The following is a 23,019-nucleotide window of genomic DNA, read 5'->3' as shown; positions in this document are numbered from 1 at the left end:
GCTCGGTTTGGCGGGCGGGGGGAATCTCAATACGATCCGGCGATGATCACTAGAAGATGGGTGGCGGCCGGTGCGTGCGGTCTGCTTGTCACCCTGGCTGCCGGGTTGTTCCCGGCAGGTGCCGTCGCCGGTGAACCGGTGGCGAAGGAAGCGCCCAAGGTCGAGTTGGTGCTGGACGTCAGCGGCTCGATGCGCGCACAGGACATCGACGGACAGTCTCGGATGTCCGCCGCCAAACAGGCGTTCAACGAGGTACTGGACGCCGTGCCCGCCGAAGTGCAGCTCGGGATACGGACGCTCGGCGCCGGCTATCCCGGCGACGACAAGAACCAGGGCTGCAAGGACACCAAGCAGCTCTACCCGGTCGGGCCGCTGAACCGGACCGAGGCCAAGACCGCGGTCGCCACGCTCGCCCCCACCGGGTGGACGCCGATCGGGCCGGCCCTGCTCGGGGCTGCCGAGGACCTCAAGGGCGGCGACGCCACCCGGCGGATCGTGCTCATCACCGACGGCGAGGACACCTGCGCCCCGCTCGACCCCTGCGAAGTGGCCCGGGAGATCGCGGCCAAGGGGATCCACCTGGTCATCGACACCCTCGGGCTCGTCCCCGACGCCAAGACCCGCAGCCAGCTGATCTGCATCGCGGAGGCCACGGGCGGCACGTACACCTCGGTGCAGCACACCGCCGAACTTTCGGGCAGGGTCCGTCAGTTGGTGGACCGGGCGGCCACACCGGCAGTCAACCCGGTGGCCACCGAGGGCGCCGAGGAGTGCCGAAGCGCTCCGGAGTTGAAGCCGGGCCTCTACAGCGACCGCGAGAGCTTCGGCCAGCACCGCTGGTACCGGGTGAGCGTCAAGCCCGGCCAGGAGCTGCGGGCTTCGGCGAGCATCGGGGCCGACCGCGCCGTCAACAACGACTACGGCATCCTGCTGCGCGCCACGACGCTGAGCGGGCGGGAGATCGTACGCGGCCAGGAGGCCGGGGACGGGCGTACCGACCTGATCTCCTCCGGGCTGCGCTATCCCAAGAGCGGCAGCGGGGACGACGAGGACGCGGAGCCGGCGGAGACCGTGTGTCTGCAGGTCAGCAACTCCTTCTCGGCGCCCGCCGCCGTCAAGACCACCCCGGGCATGCCCGTCGAGCTGACCATCGACGTGGTGGACGGCCCGGACGTCGCGAGTGACGTGGCCGCCTTCGGCCTCGGGCGCGGCTGGTGGCTGATCGGCGTACTGGTGCTCACCGGCTTCCTGGCCGGTCTGGTGTGGGGCTGGGTCTCCCGCTGGCGTATCGCGGTCTGGAGGACCAACTGATGAGTGCCGTGAGAAGGACCGCAAGGGATGAGCGAAGCGCACCCCGCGCAGACGGCGTACGAGGTGTTCGGCGCGCGCTGACCGCCGCGCTGCTCGTGGGCGGCGGCCTGCTCGGTGTGGCGGCCTCGCCGTCGCCGTCGCCGAGCCCCAGCGGCGGTGCGCAGGAGCCGACCGAGGCCGGCACGGCCTTCCGTACGGCCACCCCGGTCCGGCTGGGCCAGGAGGCCACGGCCGACGCCTCCACCGGCGACTACCTCTACTGGGTGCTCCCGCTGGACTCGGGACAGCGCGCCACCGTCAAGGCGTCCGTCACCCTGCCCGCCGCAACCGGCCGGCACGCCGCCTCGACGTGGCAGCTCGACGTCTACGACGGTCTGCGCCGCCGCCAGCCCTGCATGTACGGCACGCAGACCGGTACGGCCGCCAAGGACGCCGCGACGATCGACCTGTCCTGCACGCTGCGCCCGGTCCGCTCGGGCGCCGACCAGTGGGGCAACGACCCGCTGAAGGGCGCCTATTACATCCGCCTCACGGTCACCGACCTCGCGCAGGAGGACCTCGGCCAGCCGGTACGGGCACGCCTGCGGGCCGAGGCGAAGGACGTCGGCGGCGCCTACGCGGCGGACAACACGCTCGCCGCGCCGCTCGTCCCCGGCGCGGGCACCGCTGCCGGTGTCGAACCGGAGGGCGGCTGGTCCGGCGCCTGGTGGTCCGACCGCTGGCTCTGGACGGCGGCCGGCGGGCTGCTCGCCGCGCTCGCCGGCATCGGCGGATACCGCCTGACCCGGGGCGCGGGCCGTCCGGGACGGGTGCCGCCGGGCACCTGACCGCCGGGCACCGGCCGCGGGCGCGGGGCCTTCCGGCCCCCGGCCCCGGCCGGTGCACGCCCCGATCACCGGGGCCGGGGCGCCCGTTGCCCGAGCTCACCGTTCCGACTCGCCCGGCAGGGGGTCGAGGACGAAGGTGACGGCACCCGGCCGGGTCAAGGGAACCCGCCACTCGTAGGGGAGCCAGGACGGCTGGGCGAAGTACGTCTCCACGAAGTCGGCGGTGTCCGCGAAGTCGGCCCGCTCGAAGGTCGTCCTCTCCTCGAAGTGCACGTGCGCGAAGCGGGCGGTGGCGGCGAAGGTGGCGTGGTCGAAGGAGGCCTGGCCCCCGAAGCGGACCCCCTCGAAGGCCACCGGGCACCCCCAGACGGTGTGCGCGAAGGAGGCCCGCCCGAGGAAGGCGGAGAGCGCCCATTCGTTCCCGCCGTGGAAGACCGTGTGCGCGAAGTCGGCCGCCCCCCGCACCCTCGTCCCGCTCATGAGGGTCTCACCCCACAATTCCGCCCAGGCCATGTCGAATCCCTGGACGAACAGGGCGTGCTTGAAGCCGGCGCTGCCGCCGAAGTCCGCCCTGCCGAACCGCGCGTCACGGTCGAAGGTGCTCCCGTCGAAGGCGCCGCCGCGGCGGAACACGGTCCGCCCGAAGGAGGCCGTCCCCTTGAAGCGGGAGGACTCGAATCCCGCCCGCTCGTCGAAGACGGCACGGTCGAAGGACGTGCGGTCGTCGAACTCGGCTCCCACCGTGCTCCATTCGTCGACGAAATGCGCGCGCTCGAAGGCCGCGGCCCCCATCCGGACGTGTCCCGTCGAGGGGTCGCGCAGATGGTGCAGCAGGCGTTCGAGGAGGCCGTCGGCGAAGGTGGTGCCCCGCAGGTCGACGTCCCCGCCGGGCCTGAACTCCCTCAGCTGGGCGGCCTGTTCGTCCGGCGCAAGGTGGGCGAGGCAGTACTCGCGGGGCCACATCCGGATGCCGACGCATCCGGCCGGGTCCGCCGCCGTGGCACCGTACCCGCAGTGCTGCCAGTCGACCGCCGGGTCCTCGACCCTCAGCCCGGCGTCGATCAGGGCCCTGGCCATGTCGGCGGGGGTGTCCAGGCAGAACCACCCGGCAGGGCCGCCTCCGGCCCCCTTCCCCGGGCCGGACGTTGCCGGCGGCTCCTCCGCCTCGACCTCCGACTCGACCTCCGACTCCGCCTCCAGGTCGACGTCCGGGTCCATCCGCTCGACCCTGAGCGAGTCGAGACCGCCGACGTCGCGCAGCGACTCGCCCGTCACCAGGACGATCGCTCCCGGTCCGGCCCGCCGGCCCAGCCGCGCGGCGACCGCCTGCCGGCGGACGAGCCGTCCGGCCTCCTCCGGCGCCGGTCCGCTCACTCCTTCCCCGTCGGCGGTGAACTCGCCCCTGGCCAGGGCCACCGCCAGGGAGACCTCCCACTCGCCGGAGCCCGCGCGCAGCCGCGCCAGGGCTCCGGGCAGAGCGGCAAGCAGCAGCCCCGCCTTGCCGAGGGCGTCCGGATCCGCAACCGTGACGCACAGGACCCCGTCCTGCGCCGGGGCGGACATCCCCATCACGCCGGTCTCCCCCTCCGCCTGCATGAGGAGTTCGACCATCGCCGACTCCACCGACCGGCCGATCGGCCCCACGGCCACTTCGGTCCGTACCGCCAGACAGATGCCGGAGATCTCGCTCCCGGCGCGCGCGTGAGCCGTCAAGACCTCGCGGAATCCGGGCTGTTCGAGGAGCGCCCGCCCCGACAGGAACACCATCCGGTCCGGCCAGACGGTGTGCACGATGCCGGCCAGCCGCCCGCCGCGGGAGACGGGGGCGCCCACGTAGTGGGTCCAGGGCTGCGGTTCGGAGGAGAGCCGGACGATCTCCCCGTTCCGCTCCCCCTCGTACGGCAGGGCCTCGCCGGTCAGCGAGGCCGGCTCGCCCTGGTCGGTGAAGCCGTCGACCCGCAGCCGGGCTCCCTCGCCCGCACCTTCGCCCCACCGCGGTGGCGGCCAGGCCCGCGGATCCACCAGGTCCTCGTCGGCCAGCAGCAGGAACACCGTGGGCGTGGCCCCGTCCCACCAGACCGAGCGGCAGGACAGCTCGCGGCCGCCGGCCCGGACCCACGCGATGGCGTTGCGGCCGATCCCCTCCCCGACCGCCAGGACCATGCGGGCGGACAGCAGCACGCCGACCGACTGCGGCTCCGGCGTCGGCTCGAAGCGGACCCGCACCACGCGGTCGGCCAGTCCTGGTTCCGGTCGGGCCGCCGTGGCGAACGGGATGGAGCCGTCCGGCACTTCGCGGCGCCCCTCCGCGCCGTCCGTGAGCCGGATCGCCGTGAAGTCCCGGCCGGTGCCCCGGTGTCGGGACATGTACTCCCACACGCGCCGCCGGACCAGCTCCCGTACGGCGGCCACGTCCCCGCGCAGCTGCGAGCCGAGCAGTGCCTCCCGTACCCCTGGCAGGAACTCGAACTCCGGCTGGTCCGTTGCTTGTTCGGCTCCCCAGGGGGCGAAGAGGCCGCCCAGCGCCACCTCCGCGAGGTGGCTGTGCTCGGAGTCCCGCAACAGGGAGCGCCGTACGAGGGTCATCACGGGCAGCGTGAGCGGTACGGCGGCCAGGTGGGCGGCGAGCCGCTGGGCGGTCGGGGAGGCGCTCGCGCGGAAGCGCTCGATCGCGTCCAGGGGGTCCGGGAAGGGGTCCGAAGGCTCGGGAGTCTCGTACGCCGCCTCGTGCTTGGGCTCGGCGTCCAGCCGCAGGCAGGCCAGCCGCCGCCAGCGCCCGTCCCCGGAGACCACGCGGATCAGCCGGGCCAGGCTCCCCGAGGCGATGCCGACCACCGGGACCACCGCCCCGCCCCCGCGGGCCCGCCGGACCATCGGTACCCGCTGCCAGGAGCGGGTGGCGGCCGCGGGGCGGTCCGCGCGGACGGCGAAGGGGACCGGGCTGACCGCGCCGCGCGTCCAGAGCCGCTCGGGCAGGACGTTCAGTACGGCCACGGCGTTGTGCGCGGACCACTGCCGGAGCACTCGGCGCAGGGGGGCTTCCCGCCAGCCGCCGGCCACCGTGTCGGAGAGGACCAGGATCAGCCGGCGGCCCGCCGGGTCGGCGAGCTCCAGGGGGTTGCGGGGCGGGGTGTCGCGGCCGTGCGCGACCATGGGGGTGCCGCCGGGGCCGGTGCCCGTGAGCCGCCAGGCCCGCACGTCGCGGAAGACTCCGCTGCGGGTGAGGACCCCGCGCACCTCTTCGACCAGGTCGGACCAGAGCAGCATCGAGTGGTGCGCGTCCACGACCAGGGCCACGTCCAGCCAGCGGCTCTCGGCGGGGCGCAGGACCGGGGTGAGCACCATCCGCTCGATGCTGCGCTCCACGGTGAGCTGTTCGTCCAGCTCCTCGCCCGGGCCGCCGATGTTGCGGCGGCCCACGGGGCGCAGGGCGCGCATCAGGGCGAGCGGGTCGTCGAGGGACGGAGCGCGCGGCAGGCGCAGCGCGGTGCCCCGGCGGGCCGCCGCGGCCGCCGGGACGGCTCCCGCGGCCTGCCCGGCGGGGTCGCGGGGAACGGCGGGTCCGGGCCGGGCCGCGGGAAAGAACTGGGCGGCGGCTTCCTCGTCCGCCCGGAGGTCGGCGGGTAACTCCGCTGCGGGAGCGGGTCGTTCGGTGGCGGGCGGCGGCTCCGGATCCGTCGGCGTCGGCCCGGCGGCCTGCGGGCGGTCCGCCGCGTCCACGCGCGTGGCCAGCCACAGGATGTCGGCGATCTCCTCCGCCCCGACGCCGGGGCGGGGGCCGCCGTCCTCGCCGCCTTCGGCGAAGGCGGCGAGGAGCCTCTCGATCACGCGGAGGGCCCGGTGAGGTGGTGCATGACGGTGGCGATGAAGCGTTCGCGTTCGTCGGGGGCCGACCAGGCTCCGGCCAGACGGAGTTGGATGGCGTTGAGGAGCTGGTCGGTGGCCAGGTCACCGTCCTCGGCCCGGTCGAGGAAACTCTGGGCGAGCTCGCGGTACTCGCTGTTGTGCTCGATGTCCACGCCGAGCCGGCCGCGCACGATGCGGGCGAGCTTGTCGATCTTCGGCGGTTCGAGGTGGAGCCGGACGCAGCGGCGCAGGAAGGCCGGCGGGAAGTCGCGTTCGCCGTTGCTGGTGAGGACGACGATGGGGAAGTACCGGCACTGCACGCGGCCTTGGGTGATCCGGACGGCGGCGTCCGGGTCGTCGTCGGTGCCGATGGCGACGGTCGGGTCCTCCTTCGCGAGCCGCGCGAGTTCGGGGATCACGAAGCCGCCGTCCTCGAAGACGGTGAGCAGGTCGCCGGGGAGGTCGATGTCGCTCTTGTCGATCTCGTCCACGAGCAGGACCCGCGGCCGGTCCTGGGGCAGCAGGGCCGTGCCGAGCGGGCCGAGGCGCAGGTAGCGGGCGATGGACGGGCCGCCGGCGACGGGGTCCGGGGCCGCCGCCGGGCCCGCCTCGGCCCCCTTGACGCCCGCGGCTCGCGGGGCTCCCGCGGCTGCCGTGACGCCTTGGGCGGCGCCGGGCGTGCGCAGCTGTTCCAGCCCGGCCTCCTGGAGCCGGCCGATCGCGTCGTAGAGGTACAGCCCGTCGCGCAGGACGGTGCGGCTGGTGACCGGCCAGTGCAGTACGGGGCCCAGGTCCAGGTCGGAGGCGATGCTGTAGGCGAGCGTGGACTTGCCGACGCCCGGTTTGCCGGTGATGAGGAGCGGCCTGCGCAGGTGCAGGGCGGTGTTGACCACATCCTTCTCGGGTTCGTCGGGTGCGTAGCCTTCGCCGCGCCGCCAGGTGCGCTCCCATGCCGGTCCCCCGCAGCCGGGGGGCGTGTACCCCGGGTCGGGTACGCCGGTGAAATCGCGCCAGGGCGGTGGCGGTCCGGCCTCCAGCCTGGCCCGGCGCTCGGCGGCCTCTCCGGTCCCGTGGTACAGCCACCAGTCCTTCGCCACTGCCTGTGCCTCCCTCTCGTATCACTGCTGCTGTCGCTGGGGGTGTCGGAGTCGGTGTCGACGCCGGCGTCGGTGTCGCCCGGGGACGGGCATCGGGGTCGGGGCGGAGTCGGGGGTGGAGTCGGGGGCGCGGGTTCAGGCCAGGGACCGGAAGGTGAGCGTGTCGTCGGGATCGTCCCACAAGAGGACCAACCGGTCTGCCCCTGAGGACTGTTGTCGCTTGCCTCCGGGGGCGCCCGCCGCCGCGACGGCGGCCGCCCGGCGCACCTCCCGTACGCGCGCGGGCAGTGCGAGCACGTCGAGTGCGCCGGGGTCGGGACGCCCGTCGTCGCCGGCGGGCGCGAGCAGGGCCAGCAGGTCGTGGGGGTCCGCCGCGGCGGCCGCCGGGGCCGGGCGGCGCCAGACCGCCACCGGGACGCCGCCCTCCAGTACCGCTTCCACCGCCGCCTCCGTCCGCGCCCCGCTCCGCGTGTGCGCCAGGACGCACGCCGGCGCCGGCGCCGCCCCCAGCTCCATGCCGAGCCCGTCGTGGACCTCCGCGTCGGCGATCACCCGGACCGCGTCGGCGTGCCGGCCGCCCTGGGCCCACAGCCAGCGCCATTTGCCCCGCCACTCCGCGCCGGTGTCCTCGCGTTCCTGCGGGCAGCGCACCACCACCTGGTAGACCAGCCCGAGGGCCCGGGTCCGCCCGCCGGGGCCGCGCGGGACCGGCCACTGGTCGAAGTCCAGGTCCAGCAGTTCGTAAGGCACGTGGAACTCGATCCGCTCCACCGCGTCGGACGGCCGCCCTGCCTCGGCGTGCCCGCCCGACGCACGGCCCACACCGCCCAGTTGGCGTACGAGTTCGTCCCGGATCGCGTCCAGCCGCACGGGTTCGCCCTCCGACTCCCAGATGTGCTCGGACGCCTCCCGCCGGACGGGCCCGCCCTCCTGCTCCCGGACGCGTTCGGGCGCGTCCCGCCGCAGCCACATCCGGGCCAGGAATCCGCCCTCCCCGCCCGGCGGCGGCTCCAACCGCACGTGCAGGGCCGTTCTGCGCGGCGGTGGGGGCGGGGGCGGGAGCACGGGCAGGGCGAGGCGTTCGAGGGTGGTGCTCACCCAGTCGCGGAGCCGGTCCGCCCACCGCTCGTCGCCCGCGCCGGCCCGTTCGCCGAGGAACCGTACGAAGGGCACCGCGAGCGGCATCCCGTCCGGGCCGCCGTGGCGTTCGTCGAGGTCACAGGCCACCGCCAGCAGGGTGTCGCCCGGCAGGCCGCCCTGGAGCGGGGCCGCGCAGCCGGTCGCCCGGAACGCCCACGCGTACGCCTCGTAGGCGCATCGGGGCAGGTCACGGCCTTCGAAGAGCCGGCCGAGCCCGTCCCAGGCGGCCTGGTCGAGGCGGGCCGCGCGCGGCTGCGTCACCCCGGGCTGGTCCTCGTCGAGGAAGGAGCAGGCGTCCCAGTCCCGGTCCACGACGAACTGCGGGAGCTGCCAGCCCTCGCCGCGCTCGCGCAGTTCACCGAAGGTGCGGTGGATGGAGCGGGCGGTGTCGGCGAGGCCGGCGACGCCCTCCCGCACGGAGCGCTCGCCGAGTTCGCCGAGGAGCGCCTCGGTGAAGCGGCCCGCGCCGCGCTCGGCGTCGTTCTGCGCGGCCTCGCCCTCGCGGGAGGCGTACAGCCGGAACTGCCGCCGCCCGGGGACGGTGACGCCGCCCCCGTAGTCGCTGGTGCCGAAGTTCCACCGGGCGTCGCGCGGCGCGTCGACGCGGCAGGCGTCCACCAGGGCCGCCTGGAGCGGGAACCGGCGGTGCTTGACGAGGTCGGTGCGCCACCAGCGCAGCGCGGAGTCGAGGTTGAGGTGGCGGATCTGGCCGGGGCGGGCGTCGGCGCAGGGCAGCATCAGCTCGCCGCGCCGCGGTTCGGTGTAGCCGTGCCCGGCCCAGAAGATCCACAACAAGTCGCCGTCGCACTCGGGGAGTTCGTCGAGTAGCGCCGATTTCACGTTCTCCTCGGTGGCCGGCCGGTAGGTGCCCCGCAGGGCTTCCAGCTCCGCCGAGGCCGACCAGTCGAGGGCGTCCGGGTCGTCGAGCGGGGAGAGCAACAGCCTTACGTGGCCCGGCGGCACCTGCCCCGGCCCGGTCAGCCAGCGGGCGAACCGTAAGGCGTCGCGGGCCGGTCCGCGCAGGTTCCAGTGGTGGCTGACGGCATAGCTCTCGACCCCGGCGACGAGCGCGAAGGTGCGCCGCGGCCCCAGGGTCGGGGGCAGGTAGCCGGGGGGAATCACCCGATCTCCGCTTCGTCCACCGCCTGTTCGATGCGCGCGTAGAGGGAGTCCTGTTTCCAGTAGGCGCTGTGACAGGCCGGGAACGGCTGGCCGCTGCCGATCTCGTGGTCTCTGACGCGGGGGTCGCCGGGGAAGACGGGCTCGGCGAGGTACGAGAGCACGTCATGGCGGTCGTAGACGTTGAGCCAGCGCGGGAAGGCGTACGGGAGCGACGCGGCGGGCGCGATCCCCGCCAGCGCCCCGAGTTCGTGGAGGAAGGGCGCCTGCGATCCGACGGTGACGAGCAGCGCGGCCCCGGGAACGGGCTCGCCGCGGGCGGCCGCGAGCGCGAGGAGGTCCACCAGGGCGATGCCGCCGAGGCTGTGTCCGATGAGCACGGTCGGTCCCGGCTCGGCGGTGATCCGGTCGTGCAGGAAGGCGCGCAGGCCCGCGCCCCGGGCCTGGTAGCGCAGGATGTCGCCGAGGGCGGGGGTGGCGCCGACGGTGAGGGAGCCGCGCCAGGCGTTGAGCAGCGGCTGCGTGGTGACGCGCATCGCGAGGCGGCCGAGGACCGCGGCCGCGCGGGCACCGGGGACCCGGGCGTCGCCGCCGAGGCGGGTGGTGAGCAGCTCGACGAGGCGGTCGCGTTCGGCGCCGGTGCAGTCGGCCTCGGCTCCGGCCGAGGCGAGCGCGGCGGCGGTCACCGCGCGGGCGAGGGCGGTCGCCAGCTCGCGGGCCTGCGGCTGTCCGGTGGCGCGGGCGCCGGCGCGGGCGGCCTCGGCCGAGCGGGCCACGGTCTCCAGGGCCGCCGGGAATCCGGCGGCGAGGCCGGTGCCGAGCAGCAGCGCGGCCTGTTCCCCGCCGTCGGGCACCCCGCGGACGCCGGCCAGCAGTTCCAGCACGCCGGCCCCGGCGGAGCGGACGCCCGGCATGGCGAAGGCGTCGTCGTCCGCGCCGGTTCCCGTGTCCCAGCCAGCCTCGGCCAGCACCCGCACCTCGCACAGCGGGTCGGCGATCAGCAGCGCCCACTCGGCGGTCTCGGCGTCCCCCGGGCCGGGGGCTCCGTCGGGGGCGCGCAGTCCGGGCACGGACCGGCCGTCGGCGCCGAGGGTGGCTCCGAACCGCTCCCCCCAGAAGCAGGAGTCGACGGCCCCGTCGGGGAACCGGGCGGTCAGCCGCTCCCGGACCAGCCCGAAGAGGGTGTCGTGCCGCTCGCGCCGCACCCCCGTGCCGTGCACAAACAGAAATCGCATCGCGGCTCCGCCCCCTCGCACAGTCGTCCCCCGCTCGGCACGATAGCGCCGCCCGGCGAACGCGGCCCGTGGAACGGCGAGTTCACGTGTGCGTACACCGACACCTATCAATCACCTGTCACATGTGAAATATTACTCGCGCTTCGATCCGAACTCCCGGAAAGGCCAGCCACCTTGCGCAGACTCGCTGCGGTGGGAGCGGCGATATCCCTCGCCCTCCTCGCCGCCCCGGCACTCGCCGGCTCCGCACTCGCCTCCACCGCGCCCCCTTCCCCTCCCCCGGCCGGACAGCAGCAGGCCGAACAGGCCGCCGCCCCGCCGCTCGCCCCGCTGGAACTACAGCGCCAGGCCCTGCGCCGCCAAGCACTCGAAGACATCGCGGCCGGCGCGGGCGGCGGCCGCGCCGCCGGCCTGCGGGCCGAGGCGGACGGCACGCTCCCGCGCCAGGCGAAGGTCGGGAAGCGGTACGTCGAGCTGGCCCAGGAGCGCAAGGACAAGGTCTTCGTGATCCTCGCCGAGTTCGGCGACCAGGTGGACAACACCACCGAGTTCGAGGGCAAGCCGCGCTTCGGCGGCACCCCAGGCCCGCTGCACAACACCATCGCCAAGCCGGCCAAGGACGACAACCACACCCTGTGGCGCAAAGACTTCGACCGGTCCTTCTATCAGAAGCAGTTCTTCTCCACCGATCCGCAGTCGGCATCCATGCGCGCCTACTACCGGCTCCAGTCCTCCGGCCGCTACGACATGGACGGCACGGTGAGCGACTGGGTCAAACTCCCCTGGAACGAAGCCCGTTACGGGACCGACCACTGCTCCGAGGCCGGCCAGTGCCGGACCAACTGGGACATGATCCGGGACGCCACGGCCGCCTGGTACGACTCCGAGCTCGGAAAGGGCCGTACGCCCGAACAGATCAAGGCACAGCTCGCCGAGTACGACGTGTGGGACCGCTACGACGCCGACCACGACGGGAACTTCGACGAGCCGGACGGCTACCTCGACCACCTCGTCGTCGTCCACGCGGGCAAGGACGGGACCTGGGGCGGCGGCCCGCAGGGCAAGGACGCCGTGTGGGCCCACCGCTGGTTCGCCTATTGGAACCAGGCCGGCAGCGCGGGCCCCGAGGGCAACAAGGCGGGCGGCACACCGGTCGGCGACACCGGTATCTGGGCCGGCGACTACCTGACCGGCGGCGAGAACAGTGGCGCCGGGCTCTTCTCGCACGAGTTCGGGCATGATCTCGGCCTGCCGGACCTGTACAGCTCGGACGGGGACAACAGCGTCAACTTCTGGTCGCTGATGTCCTCCGCCTCCTACCTGGGCAAGGGCCGCAACTCCACCGGCGAGTTCCCGGGGGACCTCGACCCGTGGAGCAAGCTGCAGCTGGGCTGGCTCCAGTACACGGAGGCGGACGCGGGCCGCACCACGCGCGCGACGCTCGGCGTCTCGGGGTACAACACCGAGGACCCACAGGCACTGTTGGTGCATCTGCCGCCCTCGCTGACCAAGACCGAACTGACCGACCCGTACGAGGGCGGCAGCCAGTGGTGGAGCGGCACCGGCGACTTCATGGACAACACCCTGTCCCGCACGGTCGACTTGACGGGCACCGGGTCCGGGACGGCCGCCCGGCTCGACGCCCGGGTCTGGTACGACATCGAGCAGGACTTCGACTACCTGACGGTGGAGGCCTCCACGGACGGCGGGGCCGCATGGACGGCGCTGACCGGCACGGTGGACTCCGCGCCGATCGGGGCGAAGGGGATCACCGGCACCTCGGCCGGCTGGGCGCGGCTGTCCGTCGCGCTGGACCGGTTCGCCGGGCAGAGCGTGCAGTTGAGGCTGCGCGTCACCTCCGACAGCAACACTCACGGCAAGGGCGTCACCTTCGACGACATCCGCGTCACGGCGGCCGACGGGCGTGAGCTGCTGCGCGACGGGGCGGAGCAGGGCGCGAACGGCTGGACGGCCGTCAAGTGGTCGCGCACGGAGGGCCGTACGGGCAGCGAGCAGCACCCGCGCGCGTACTTCGTGGAGAACCGGCGCTACACCGGCTACGGCAGCATGCTGAAGACGGGGCCGTACAACTTCGGCTTCACGGGCGACAAGGTGGAGTTCTTCCCGTACCAGCAGGGCGCGTTGATCTGGCTCTGGAACACGGCGCACAGCGACAACGTCACCAAGTCGCACCCGGGAGAGGGCATGCTACTGCCCGTCGACGCCCGGCCGGAGCCGCTGACGTTCGCGGACGGCACGCTGCTGAACGCCCGCGCGCAGACCTTCGACGCCACCTTCTCGCTCGGGAAGAGCGACAGGATCGTCCTGCACAAGGCGGGCGCGCCGACGGTGATCCCGGCGCGGCCGGGCGTACCGGTCTTCGACGACCGCCACGGGTCCTACTGGGACGCGCGGCTGCCGCAGCTCGGGGTCAAGGTGCCGGACACCGGGACCCGGATCGCGGTCGTGAAGGAGGCCTCGGGCGGGGCGGTGACGACGGTGCAGGTGAGCCCCTCGCGGTAGTCACAGGCCGCCGGCGGCCCCGGTCCTGCGGGGTCCGGCAACCGCCGGCAACCGCCGGCCCGCACCGGTCAGACCAGGGCCGGCGGGTTGAGCGAGGCGTACTCCAGTGGTGCGGACGGGTCGATGGTCAGCTGGTGCGGGGCCGGCTCCACGCCCGCCCGCACCAGCAGGTCGCCGATGGCGGCGATCATCGCCCCGTTGTCGGTGCAGAGCGTCATCGGCGGCACTCGCAGCTCGATCCCGGCGGAGGCGCAGCGCCGCTCCGCCAGCTCGCGGACCCGGGAGTTGGCGGCCACTCCGCCGACCACCACCAGGGTCCGTACCCCGTACTCCCCGCAGGCCGCGACCGCCTTGCGGGTGAGCACGTCGGCCACCGCCTCCTGGAGCGAGGCCGCGCCGTCGGCGACCGGCGGCTCCTCGCCCCGCAGCCGGTGGCTCTCGGCCCAGCGGGCGGCGGCCGTCTTGAGCCCCGAGAAGGAGAAGGAGTACGCGTACGGGTCCCCCGAGCGCGGCCCGCCGGTCAGCGGACGGGGGAAGGCGACGGCCTTGGGGTCGCCTCCGCGGGCGGCGCGGTCGATGGCCGGGCCGCCCGGGTAGGGCAGGCCGAGGACGCGGGCGACCTTGTCGAAGCACTCGCCCGCGGCGTCGTCGAGGGTGTCGCCGAGGTGCAGGATCGGCTCGCGCACGAGGTCGCGTACGAGGAGCAGCGAGGTGTGGCCGCCGGAGACGATCAGCACCACGCAGGGCTCGGGCAGCGGCCCGTGCTCCAGGGTGTCGGCGGCGACGTGGCCGGCCAGGTGGTGGACGCCGTAGAGCGGCAGGCCGAGCGCGTAGGCGAGGGTCTTGGCGCCGGCCAGGCCGACCTGGAGGGCGCCGGAGAGGCCGGGACCGGTGGTGACGGCGATCGCGTCGAGCTGGTCGGCGCGCAGCCCCGCCTGGTCGAGGGCCTGGCGGACCACGGGGTTGAAGGAGTGCAGGTGGGCGCGGGCCGCGATCTCGGGGACGACGCCACCGAAGCGGGCGTGCTCGTCCATGCTGGAGGCGACGACGTGCGCGAGCAGCCGCCCGTCCCGCACGATGCCCGCCCCGGTCTCGTCGCACGAAGACTCGATCCCGAGCACCACCGGAGACCCCGTCACACCCTCACCCTCACCCTTATTGCGAACTATTCGCAATAAGGGTACCGGCCTGCACGCGCCCGCCCGCCCACCACGCACCGCATCTCAGCGATCATGGACCGATCGCAGGAGTACTTCGTCGGGGCGGGAGTGCCACATGTTCACCAAGGTTCGCGGGAGGGCCGTACGGGGCTTCGCGCTGTCCGGGATCTGCTGCGCCCTGCTCCTCGGGGGCGCCGGGTACGTGTGGGGGCTGCGCGGCCTGGCCGGGTACGTCGCGGAGGGGGATCCCGGCCGGGGCCGCTACGTCCAGGACCCCCGGAGCGCCGACAGCGCGGTGGTCGAGCTGCTGGACGGCGTCGCCGGCGGCGAGGACTCCGGCAAGGGGGGCGCCGCCGAACCGCTGCCCGCCGGGTCCCCCGGGCCCCCCGGGTCCCCCGACTCCCCCATCTCCCCCGACTCCTCAGGTCACTCGGAGCTCTCCGTACGCTCCGAGCCCTCCGGCCCCCCGACCGCCGGACCCGTCCCCGCCGAGCCGGCCGTCGGCGCGCTGTTCTCCCCCGGCGCCGACGGCGACCCCGGCCACCACTGCTCGGCCGGCGTGGTCCACTCCCCCGGCGGTGACCTCATCGTCACCGCCGCCCACTGCGTCCACACGATCGGCTTCCGCACCAACCTCGTCTTCGCCCCCGGCTACCACGACGGCGCGTTCCCCTACGGGGTCTGGGTCCCGACCCGGATCCACGTGGATCCCCGCTGGACCGCCGGCCGCGATCCCGATCACGACGTGGCCTTCGTGCGCGTGCGCCGCCCGGGCCACCCCGGGGAGCGGCTGGAGGACGTCACCGGCGCCGCCTGGACGCTCCGCTTCGGCACCGAACTCCCGGTGCCCGCCCGCCTGGTGGGCTACCCGAACACCTCCGAACGGCCTCTGGCCTGCCTGACCCGGGCCGTGGCCGCCGGGCCCGCGCAACTGCGGCTGGACTGCCCGGACGTACCCAACGGCACCAGCGGCGGGCCGGTGCTGACCGACGGGGACGCCCTGATCGGGGTGATCGGCGGCCGGGACGGAGGCGGCGACGACGAGACCTCCTACAGCTCCTCCTTCGACGGCAGCACCCGCGAGCTCTACGAGCGCGCCGTCAGCGGTTAGGCCCAGCCGCCTGCCGGAGGCGGGCCATCCCTTCGGCTGCCCGTGGTGGGCCGGGCAGTCGGCGGTCTCCGGGACGGCCGGCAGCCCGGCCGTCCCCGCTCCGAGGACCACCGCGTGGGTCCCCGGGCTCGGAGTCGGTGTGGGTGGTTGTCCGTAGCGTCGTCGTCCATTCCGCCGAGTCTGCTGCGGACCGGGCGCCCGGGTCAGGGCCCGGACGGGGCGCCCTGAGGCTCGACGGGGGCGGACGGGCTCATACCGGGGCGCCCACACGGCCGTTCGACCTGGGCGGGGGCCCGGCGGGGGCCGGTCTGGGGCCCGATCAGGGGCACAGGACGGTCCAGGTGACCTTCACGTGCCCGCCGTCGTCCCCGTGGAAATCGCTCGTACGGGTCCGACGAGGAGCGCGACCACACGGCGCTGCGCGTACCGTCGCCGGTCCGGACCACGATGTCCCCGTACAGCGCGGGCCGGGTCGTGCCGTCGTCGAAGTAGGTCAACTCCGCCCGGTCCACGCGGACCCGGTCGCGGCCCAGTCGTAGCCGAACGCGGCGAGGTCCTCGACAGCCGGCCCTGCGCGTGCAGGAAGTCCTCGAGCCCGTCGAGGGAGGCCGCGGTGTCCCCGTAGCCGTGGACGAGGACGACCGGCGTACGCCGCTCCGCGCTCGCGGCGGCCCGCGCGGGCGGGGCGGTGAGGACGGCCGCGACGAGCGCGGCGACCGTGGCGATGAGCAGCGGGAACAGCAGGGGCACGGGCAGGGCGGCTCTGCGCATGGCTCTCCCAGGGGATGCGGCCCGACAGCCTGAAGTGACTGGCGAGTGGCAAGTTGGCCCCCGGGCATTCAGCGCGATAGGGACGTGTACGAGACTCCCGTGAGCTTTTCGGAGGCGGCCCAGAGCCGTTCGCCGGACGTGTCGTCCAAGGTCCATTTCGCGCGCCAGGAGCGGGCGGGCGCCCCGCGCCAGCCGAGCCGCGGGCCGATGAACTCGTCCGGCCGGATCCCGGGCGCGGTGGCCGCGTACAGCGCGGGCAGGGCGCCGGAGGCGGCGGACTGCGCGATGACGGTGTTGCCCACGGCGTTGCCGAGGTGGTTGGCGGCGACCGCGATCCGCGAGGTGAGTGTGGTGCCCGCCTGCGGGGTCGCCCCGACGTGCAGGTTGGTGGCGGAGTAGCCGGGATGGGCGGCGGCCGTGACGATCCCGGAACCGGCGGCCGCGAGCCGTCGGGCGAGCTCGTGGGTGAAGAGCAGGTTGGCGGTCTTGGAGCGGCCGTAGGCGATCCAACGCCGGTACCGGCGCTCGCCGTTCAGATCCTCGTGGTCCACGTCCCCCAGCGCGTGGAAGCCGCTGGAGAGGTTCACGATCCGGGCCCCGGATCCGGCGGCGAGCAGGCCGGGCAGGAGCAGCCCGGTGAGGGCGAAGTGGCCGAGGTGGTTGACCCCGAACTGCGTCTCGAACCCGTCGGCGGTCCGCCCGTACGGCAGGGCCATCACCCCGGCGTTGTTGACGAGGAGGTCGAGGCTGCCGTGCCGCTGCCCGAACTCCCGCGCGAACTCCCGGACGGTGGCCAGGTCGGCGAGGTCCAGCGGCATGAACCGCACGTCCGCGCCGGGCACTTCGGCGCGCAGCCCGACCTCGGCCGCCCGCCCCCGGGCCGCGCTGCGGCAGGCCAGCACGACCGTGGCCCCGCGCCGGGCCAGCTCGCGCGCGGCGAAATAGCCGATCCCGCTGTTGGCCCCGGTGACGACGGCCGTGCGGCCGCTCTGGTCGGGTATGTGCGCGGCCTTCCAGCCCGGCATGACAGCTCCTCACGTCGGCCGGGTCCGCCCGGGGCGGCCCCGGCGGCCTCCCGGCACCCTACTCCCGGCCACTCGCCGCCGCCTCCGGCCTGGTAATCCTCGTCACCCTGGCCCCGGGGAGCGGGCCCGGGCCCAGTAGGCTGCGGGTCCACCCCCTTCCCGTACCCCCGAGGTTCCGCGCAGTGAGCTCCGCACCGCCACCGCCCCCCGTACCCGTGTCGGTCGTCGGCCTCGGCGCCGACGGCTGGGGCGGGCTGACCGCTTCCGCGCGGGCCGCGCTGGCCGGGGCCGAGGTGCTGATCGGCGGGCCCCGCCAGCTGGACCTGCTCCCGCGCGAGGAGTGCGGCGGGGTCAGGGTGGCGTGGCCGAGTCCGCTGCGCCCGGCCGTGCCCAAGCTGACGGCGGAGCACGCGGGCCGCCGGATCGCGGTGCTGGCCAGCGGCGACCCGATGTTCTACGGGATCGGCCGCGCGCTGTCCGAGGAGCTCGGCCCGGGCGCCCTGCACGTCCTGCCGCACCCCTCCTCCGTGTCGTACGCCTGCGCGCGCCTCGGCTGGCCGGTGGAGGACACCGAGGTCGTCACCGTCGTCGGCCGCCCGGTGGCCCGGCTCGCGGCCGCGTTGTACGAGGGCCGGCGGGTGCTGGTCCTGAGCGCCGGAGCAGTGACCCCGAACGAGATCGCCGCTCTGCTTCGAGAGCGGGGCTTCGGCCCCAGCCGGATGCGCGTCCTGGAACAGCTCGGCTCCGAGCACGAGGACGCGTACGAGGGCCTCGCCCGGAGCTGGGACCACGCGCCCGGCGACCCCCTCAACGTGGTCGCCGTCGACTGCCGTCGCGACCCCGCCGCCGAGGCCCCCCGGCTCGGCGCGACCCCCGGCCTGCCCGACGCCGCCTACGAGCACGACGGCCAGCTCACCAAACGCCACGTCCGCGCCGCCACCCTCTGCGCGCTCGCCCCCGCCCCCGGCGAACTGCTGTGGGACATCGGCGGCGGCTCCGGCTCCATCGGCATCGAGTGGATGCGCACGCACCCCTCCTGCCGCGCCGTGACCGTGGAGCGGGTGACCGAGCGGGCCGCGCGGATCACCCGTAACGCGGCGGCACTCGGCGTGCCCGGCCTGCGCGTGGTCACCGGCGCCGCGCCCGAGGCGCTCGCCGGACTGCCCGCACCCGACGCGGTGTTCATCGGCGGCGGCCTGACCGCGCCGGGCCTGCTCGACGCGGCCTGGGAGGCGCTGGCCCCCGGCGGCCGGCTCGTGGTCAACACGGTCACCCTGGAGTCGGAGGCCGTCCTCACCGAGCGCTACCGGCGCCACGGCGGCGAACTGGTGAAACTGGCCGTGGCGCACGCCGTGCCGGTCGGCGGCTTCACGGGCTGGCGCCAAGCGATGCCCGTCACCCAGTGGTCGGTTACCAAGCCCTACCCCGAAATGGTGGATCAGACGATATGACCGTGTACTTCATCGGTGCGGGCCCCGGCGCCGCCGACCTGATCACGGTGCGCGGCGCCCGCAGGCTGGCCGCCGCCCCCGTCTGCCTGTACGCCGGCAGCCTGGTCCCGCGCGAGCTGCTCGCCGAATGCCCGCCGGACGCCCGGCTGATCGACACCGCGCAGCTGAACCTGGACGAGATCATCGCCGAGTGCGTACGGGCGCACGCGGCCGGCCAGGACGTGGCGCGGCTGCACTCCGGCGACCCGTCCGTCTTCAGCGCCGTCGCGGAGCAGATGCGGCGGCTCGACGCGGCCGGCATCCCGTACGAGGTGGTCCCCGGTGTCCCCGCCTTCGCCGCCGCGGCCGCCGCGCTGAAGCGGGAACTCACCGTCCCCACCGTCGGCCAGACCGTGATCCTGACCCGGGTCTCCCAGCAGGCCACGCCCATGCCGCCCGGCGAGGACCTCGCCACCCTGGGCCGCAGCGGGGCGCTGCTGGTGCTGCACCTGGCCACCCGCTACGTCGACCGGGTCGTGGACGAGCTGCTGCCGCACTACGGGGCCCAGTGCCCGGCGGCGGTGGTCGCGATGGCCAGCCGCCCCGACGAGCTGATCCTGCGCGGGACGCTGGGCGACATCGCCGGGCAGGTGAAGGAGGCCGGACTGGTCCGCACCGCGGTCATCCTGGTGGGCCGCACCCTGGGCGCCGAGCAGTTCCGCGACAGCCACCTGTACTCCGCCGAGCGCGACCGGCATGCCTGCTGATCCCGGTGGCCCCGGCCGCCCGCACGTCCTGATCCTCGGCGGCACCACGGAGGCCCGCCGCCTGGCGCAGGCGCTGGCCGCCGAGGACGGCGCCCCGTACCGGGTGACCACGTCGCTGGCCGGCCGGGTCGCCTCCCCGGTGCTCCCGCCGGGCGAGACCCGGATCGGCGGCTTCGGCGGCTCGGCCGGGCTCGCGGAGTGGGTCACCGCCCACAGGGTCACGCACCTGGTCGACGCCACGCACCCCTTCGCGGAGCGGATGAGCTTCAACGCGGCCGAGGCGGCGGCCCTTTCGGGCGTCCCGCTGCTGGCGCTGCGCCGCCCCGGCTGGGCCCCGGACCCGGGGGACGACTGGCATTTCGCGGACTCCCTCGCCGAGGCGGCCGCCCTGCTGCCGGGCCTCGGCTCCCGCGTCTTCCTGACCACCGGCCGGATGGGCCTGCACAGCTTCGCGCACCTCACCGAGCCCTGGTTCCTGGTGCGTTCGGTGGACCCTCCGGCCGCCCCGGCGCCGCCGCGCCTCGAAGTGCTGCTGGACCGGGGCCCGTTCGGTCTCGAAGCCGAGCGGGAGCTGCTCGCACGGCACCGCATCGACGTCCTGGTGACCAAGGACAGCGGCGGCTCCGCCACCGCCCCCAAGTTCACCGCCGCCCGTGAGGCCGGCATCCCGGTGCTCGTCGTCCGCCGCCCCCCGATCCCGGCGGGCGTGCCCCAGGCGGCCTCGGTCCCCGAAGCGCTGCACTGGCTGGACTCGCCCCGGGACGCGCCCCCGGCCGCCGAAACCTCCCGGCCGGCGGAACGGACGCCCACCCCGTTCGACCCGAAGGACCCGTCGATCCCGACGGTGACCCTGCCGCCGCTGCGGTAGCGGGCCCGCGCGACGCGAAAGACCCGGGGCAGCGAACCGGACGCTGTTGGTCAATTCGGGCCTCCACCTGGCAGGCTGGCCCGTCGTGCGATCGTGGTGACGTATGGAGGTATGAAGTGACGGCAAAGCTCCTCCCGAATTCGCAGCTGTACGACACCGGCTATTGCGTTATTTTTGCAAGAAATGTTTCCGCAGTCGAACTTTTGTCCAGAGTTTCACGCGAGGGCATCCAGCCAATCTCGCTGAGCCGGATGGCGGCGGAAGCCATTCGGATGCTTGGTGAAGATGAAGACGCCGAAGACGGGGCCGTCCCCGAGGCAGACATGGAAGACCTTGAGCGTGCTGGGATTCTGGTAAATGACGGCCCGCTATTGCGTGCTGGAACTCACGGAAACTGGTCTTTCGTGGTGGAACCCGAGGGGCCGTATCTCGCGGGCCCAGGGCTCCTTGAGGCAGCCTCTCGCGGTACGGCCGCCCTGTGCGTGCAGTTGAGTGAGGCAATGGCTGCATGGATTTCATACGCAGAGGACGGGGAAGTTCTATCCTCTTTCGATCCCCTTTTCCCTGACCGCGATTATGGGGCGCGGCCTGAAATTCTTGAATCTCTCACGGGCTACAGGTCGGCCATCGACAGTGGAGATCCTGCCTTTGCCTACGAGAGTGCGCTACGGAAGATTCAGCAGGAACTTCGGTGCGCGGTACCGCAGGAAGTTGATGCCGATCTGCTGCCTGCGATCCGAGTCCATGGAGGATATTAACCCGTTGCCCACTGTCGAGCCCGAATGACAGGTACCGTTTGATGGACACAACAGAGCTGACAGAAGCCTGCATCGAGGATGCGAGCAACACCTTGGTTGCGCCTTCGATGTTGCAAGATAATGACTTGATCAGGGACTTCTTCGGGTCCATAATCACGCCAGAGGACCTTGCTTCCGGTTCGCCCAACCTCGCGCAGAAGACTGTCTACCTGTGTGGCGATATATCCGGGATCAGTGGCCGCCAACTGCACGCGGCTGCCCGGGTATTCGTTATCCGGGAGCTATCACACGGTTACCGCGAGGACGTCGACAAACCTTGGACCCTCGTCGACGCCGGCCGAGTTCCCATCCGGGTACACGGCGTCGGCGTGTACTACCGCCGCTTTTTCGGACTCGGCGCCGATCACTTCGGACGGATCCGTGCGGAGCACGCGTTCCAGTCCCTGACGGAGTCCACCAAGCCTGGAACAGCCCATCGCAGCGGAATCTATCTGACGCCCGTCACACGGAACGGTGACGAACTACATTTCCGCCTGCTCCGGTGCTCCACGAATCTCTCGGGGCCGACCGAGAGCTTTCGCCCGACCGATACGCGCATCGTCGAGGCTCTGAACCGCGAGGCCGCCGCCGTCTTCCGGAACCAGGCGCCGCTCAATCACGTCCTCGCTCAGATCTACCACAACACCCTTGCCACGGCCGAGCGCAAGCAGTCCAAGGCCAAGATCTCGGCCCATGCCGACAAGACCAAGGACATGCCCGTCAATGGCATCATGGCCTTCTGCACCTTCTATGACCGGCCCGACAAGCTGCAGCCCCTGGCCGAAGACGCCTTCGACTATGGCGTGAAGGGTGCCAGCGGGCTGACCAAACTCCACTTTCGCCTCAAGGAGCCGACCGAAGAACGCGACGGGGTCGCGCTCCCCCCGCAGTTCACCCTGACTCTCTACCCCGGCTCCGTGTTCTTCATGCCGCTGTCCACCAACCGCCTGTATACGCACGAAATCCGGCCCTCAACGTTGGACGCCGAGTTGCTCCCGACCCGACTGGGATACGTGGTGCGCTGTTCGAGCGCCGAAGCCGTTCACAAGAACGGTGACACGTTCCTCAAAGTGGCCGGAGATTTGGTGGAGCTGGGGCCACCCACACCGGCCGGCATGGACGAGCTGCGCAGGCTGTACGCCGAGGAGAACAGGACCTCGTCCTTCATTGATTACGGCGACGAATTTCTCTTCAGCATGAACACGGGAGACTACGTTGCCCCTCGGGTCTAGGATCTCGGATGAGATCCTCTCGTGCGCTTTGCCAACCGAGGAGAATCTCTTCGCGGAGCTGTCCGCGTCGGCTCGTTTGGAAGACGTAGGAAAAGGCCGGCGAGGCGCCGCGCTTACCAAGATCGACGAGGCGGGTGGTGTGCCTCTCGTACGTACTACCACTCGATACAGCAGCCCGACGCAGAGTTTCCGGGCGGTGCACGAACGGCTGGCGCAACAGATTCAAGAACGTGCGGCGCTTTCGGTCGGCTTCAACAACGCTCTCATCGAGAGCTACACGAACGCTTACACAACCATGGGCAGCCATTCCGACCAAGCCCTCGATCTGGCCAACGAGTCGTTCATCGCCGTCTTCTCCTGCTATCAGCATCCCGAAGCGAGCCCGCCGAGGAAGCTGATCTTCGAATCAAAGGGGTCCGGTGGCGAGAAATTCGAGATCCCCCTCGCCCACAACAGTATCGTCGCGTTTTCTGTCGACTCGAATCGGCGACTCAGGCACAAAATCGTATTGGACACGCCTGTCCAGACGGCGGACAACCAATGGTTGGGTGTAACGTTTCGAACGTCAAAGACCTTCGTTCGGTTTCGCGACGGACATGCATACCTCCCGCAGGGTGAGCGCCTCATGTCGGCCGACGATGAGCAGAGGCGCGAGTTTTACCGACTACGGCGCCGTGAGAACACTGAAACGGACTTCATCTACCCCCTGCTGACGTACACCATCAGCGAGAGCGATCTGATGCCGCCCATCTGACCTTGA

The 23,019-nt window shown here is 73.0% G+C and carries 17 protein-coding genes; 10 read left to right on the top strand and 7 right to left on the bottom strand.

The window, feature by feature from the left end:
- Nucleotides 1-42: 42 nt before the first annotated feature.
- Nucleotides 43-1,311, top strand: coding sequence for a VWA domain-containing protein (locus J7F03_RS05510; protein WP_214947513.1), 1,269 nt, complete (start codon nt 43-45; stop codon nt 1,309-1,311).
- Nucleotides 1,311-2,138, top strand: a complete 828-nt coding sequence (locus J7F03_RS05505; RefSeq protein ID WP_214947512.1) for a hypothetical protein — start codon at nt 1,311-1,313, stop codon at nt 2,136-2,138. The genes J7F03_RS05510 and J7F03_RS05505 overlap by 1 nt, the downstream gene beginning before the upstream one ends.
- Before the next feature lie 96 nt (nt 2,139-2,234).
- Here the strand turns inward: J7F03_RS05505 and J7F03_RS05500 are convergent, their stop codons facing one another.
- The 4 genes from J7F03_RS05500 to J7F03_RS05485 all read right to left on the bottom strand — a co-directional run bounded on the left by J7F03_RS05500 (nt 2,235) and on the right by J7F03_RS05485 (nt 10,575).
- Nucleotides 2,235-5,966 carry a pentapeptide repeat-containing protein gene (locus J7F03_RS05500; protein ID WP_214947511.1) on the bottom strand — a complete coding sequence of 1,244 codons (3,732 nt, stop codon included), beginning with the start codon at nt 5,964-5,966 and terminating at the stop codon, nt 2,235-2,237.
- Nucleotides 5,963-7,081 carry a MoxR family ATPase gene (locus tag J7F03_RS05495; RefSeq protein WP_214947510.1) on the bottom strand — a complete coding sequence of 373 codons (1,119 nt, stop codon included), beginning with the start codon at nt 7,079-7,081 and terminating at the stop codon, nt 5,963-5,965. Before J7F03_RS05495 ends, J7F03_RS05500 begins: the two co-directional genes overlap by 4 nt.
- 135 nt (nt 7,082-7,216) lie before the next feature.
- Complete coding sequence (locus J7F03_RS05490; protein ID WP_214947509.1) at nt 7,217-9,343, bottom strand: caspase family protein; 2,127 nt, start codon at nt 9,341-9,343, stop codon at nt 7,217-7,219.
- Nucleotides 9,340-10,575: a hypothetical protein gene (locus J7F03_RS05485; RefSeq protein WP_214947508.1), complete on the bottom strand. Its 1,236-nt coding sequence runs from the start codon at nt 10,573-10,575 to the stop codon at nt 9,340-9,342. Before J7F03_RS05485 ends, J7F03_RS05490 begins: the two co-directional genes overlap by 4 nt.
- A gap of 192 nt (nt 10,576-10,767) precedes the next feature.
- Between J7F03_RS05485 and J7F03_RS05480 the strand changes: the two genes are divergently transcribed.
- On the top strand, nt 10,768-13,098 hold the full coding sequence (locus J7F03_RS05480; RefSeq protein WP_308379112.1) for an immune inhibitor A domain-containing protein: 2,331 nt from the start codon (nt 10,768-10,770) through the stop codon (nt 13,096-13,098).
- 68 nt (nt 13,099-13,166) lie between these two features.
- Here the strand turns inward: J7F03_RS05480 and tsaD are convergent, their stop codons facing one another.
- Nucleotides 13,167-14,222, bottom strand: a complete 1,056-nt coding sequence (gene tsaD / locus J7F03_RS05475) for a tRNA (adenosine(37)-N6)-threonylcarbamoyltransferase complex transferase subunit TsaD (protein WP_214947566.1) — start codon at nt 14,220-14,222, stop codon at nt 13,167-13,169.
- 151 nt (nt 14,223-14,373) lie between these two features.
- On the opposite strand from tsaD, the gene J7F03_RS41915 reads away from it, so the two are divergent.
- Nucleotides 14,374-15,369 carry a serine protease gene (locus J7F03_RS41915; protein WP_214947507.1) on the top strand — a complete coding sequence of 332 codons (996 nt, stop codon included), beginning with the start codon at nt 14,374-14,376 and terminating at the stop codon, nt 15,367-15,369.
- 348 nt (nt 15,370-15,717) lie between these two features.
- Here J7F03_RS41915 and J7F03_RS05465 read toward each other — a convergent pair whose 3' ends face one another.
- Both J7F03_RS05465 and J7F03_RS05460 read right to left on the bottom strand, forming a co-directional pair.
- Complete coding sequence (locus J7F03_RS05465) at nt 15,718-16,140, bottom strand: hypothetical protein (protein ID WP_214947506.1); 423 nt, start codon at nt 16,138-16,140, stop codon at nt 15,718-15,720.
- A 68-nt stretch (nt 16,141-16,208) separates the two neighbouring features.
- Nucleotides 16,209-17,165 carry an oxidoreductase gene (locus J7F03_RS05460; RefSeq protein WP_214947505.1) on the bottom strand — a complete coding sequence of 319 codons (957 nt, stop codon included), beginning with the start codon at nt 17,163-17,165 and terminating at the stop codon, nt 16,209-16,211.
- Nucleotides 17,166-17,347: 182 nt separating this feature from the next.
- Between J7F03_RS05460 and cbiE the strand changes: the two genes are divergently transcribed.
- The 6 genes from cbiE (at nt 17,348) to J7F03_RS05430 (ending at nt 23,013) form a co-directional block, all read left to right on the top strand.
- Nucleotides 17,348-18,616, top strand: a complete 1,269-nt coding sequence (gene cbiE / locus J7F03_RS05455) for a precorrin-6y C5,15-methyltransferase (decarboxylating) subunit CbiE (protein ID WP_214947504.1) — start codon at nt 17,348-17,350, stop codon at nt 18,614-18,616.
- Nucleotides 18,613-19,362, top strand: a complete 750-nt coding sequence (gene cobM / locus J7F03_RS05450) for a precorrin-4 C(11)-methyltransferase (protein WP_214947503.1) — start codon at nt 18,613-18,615, stop codon at nt 19,360-19,362. Before cbiE ends, cobM begins: the two co-directional genes overlap by 4 nt.
- Entirely contained in the window at nt 19,352-20,230 is an 879-nt protein-coding gene (locus tag J7F03_RS05445; protein ID WP_214947502.1) for a cobalt-precorrin-6A reductase, read from the top strand. The genes cobM and J7F03_RS05445 overlap by 11 nt, the downstream gene beginning before the upstream one ends.
- A gap of 116 nt (nt 20,231-20,346) precedes the next feature.
- Nucleotides 20,347-20,988 (top strand): DUF6461 domain-containing protein, encoded by a 642-nt coding sequence (locus tag J7F03_RS05440; RefSeq protein WP_214947501.1) that lies wholly within the window; start codon nt 20,347-20,349, stop codon nt 20,986-20,988.
- 41 nt (nt 20,989-21,029) lie between these two features.
- Nucleotides 21,030-22,259 (top strand): hypothetical protein, encoded by a 1,230-nt coding sequence (locus J7F03_RS05435; RefSeq protein ID WP_214947500.1) that lies wholly within the window; start codon nt 21,030-21,032, stop codon nt 22,257-22,259.
- Nucleotides 22,243-23,013 (top strand): hypothetical protein, encoded by a 771-nt coding sequence (locus J7F03_RS05430; protein WP_214947499.1) that lies wholly within the window; start codon nt 22,243-22,245, stop codon nt 23,011-23,013. The genes J7F03_RS05435 and J7F03_RS05430 overlap by 17 nt, the downstream gene beginning before the upstream one ends.
- Nucleotides 23,014-23,019 lie beyond the last annotated feature (6 nt).

The organism is Streptomyces sp. ISL-43 (genome assembly GCF_018614195.1).
GTDB lineage: Bacteria > Actinomycetota > Actinomycetes > Streptomycetales > Streptomycetaceae > Streptomyces.
This window is presented reverse-complemented; position numbering and strand designations above follow the sequence as displayed.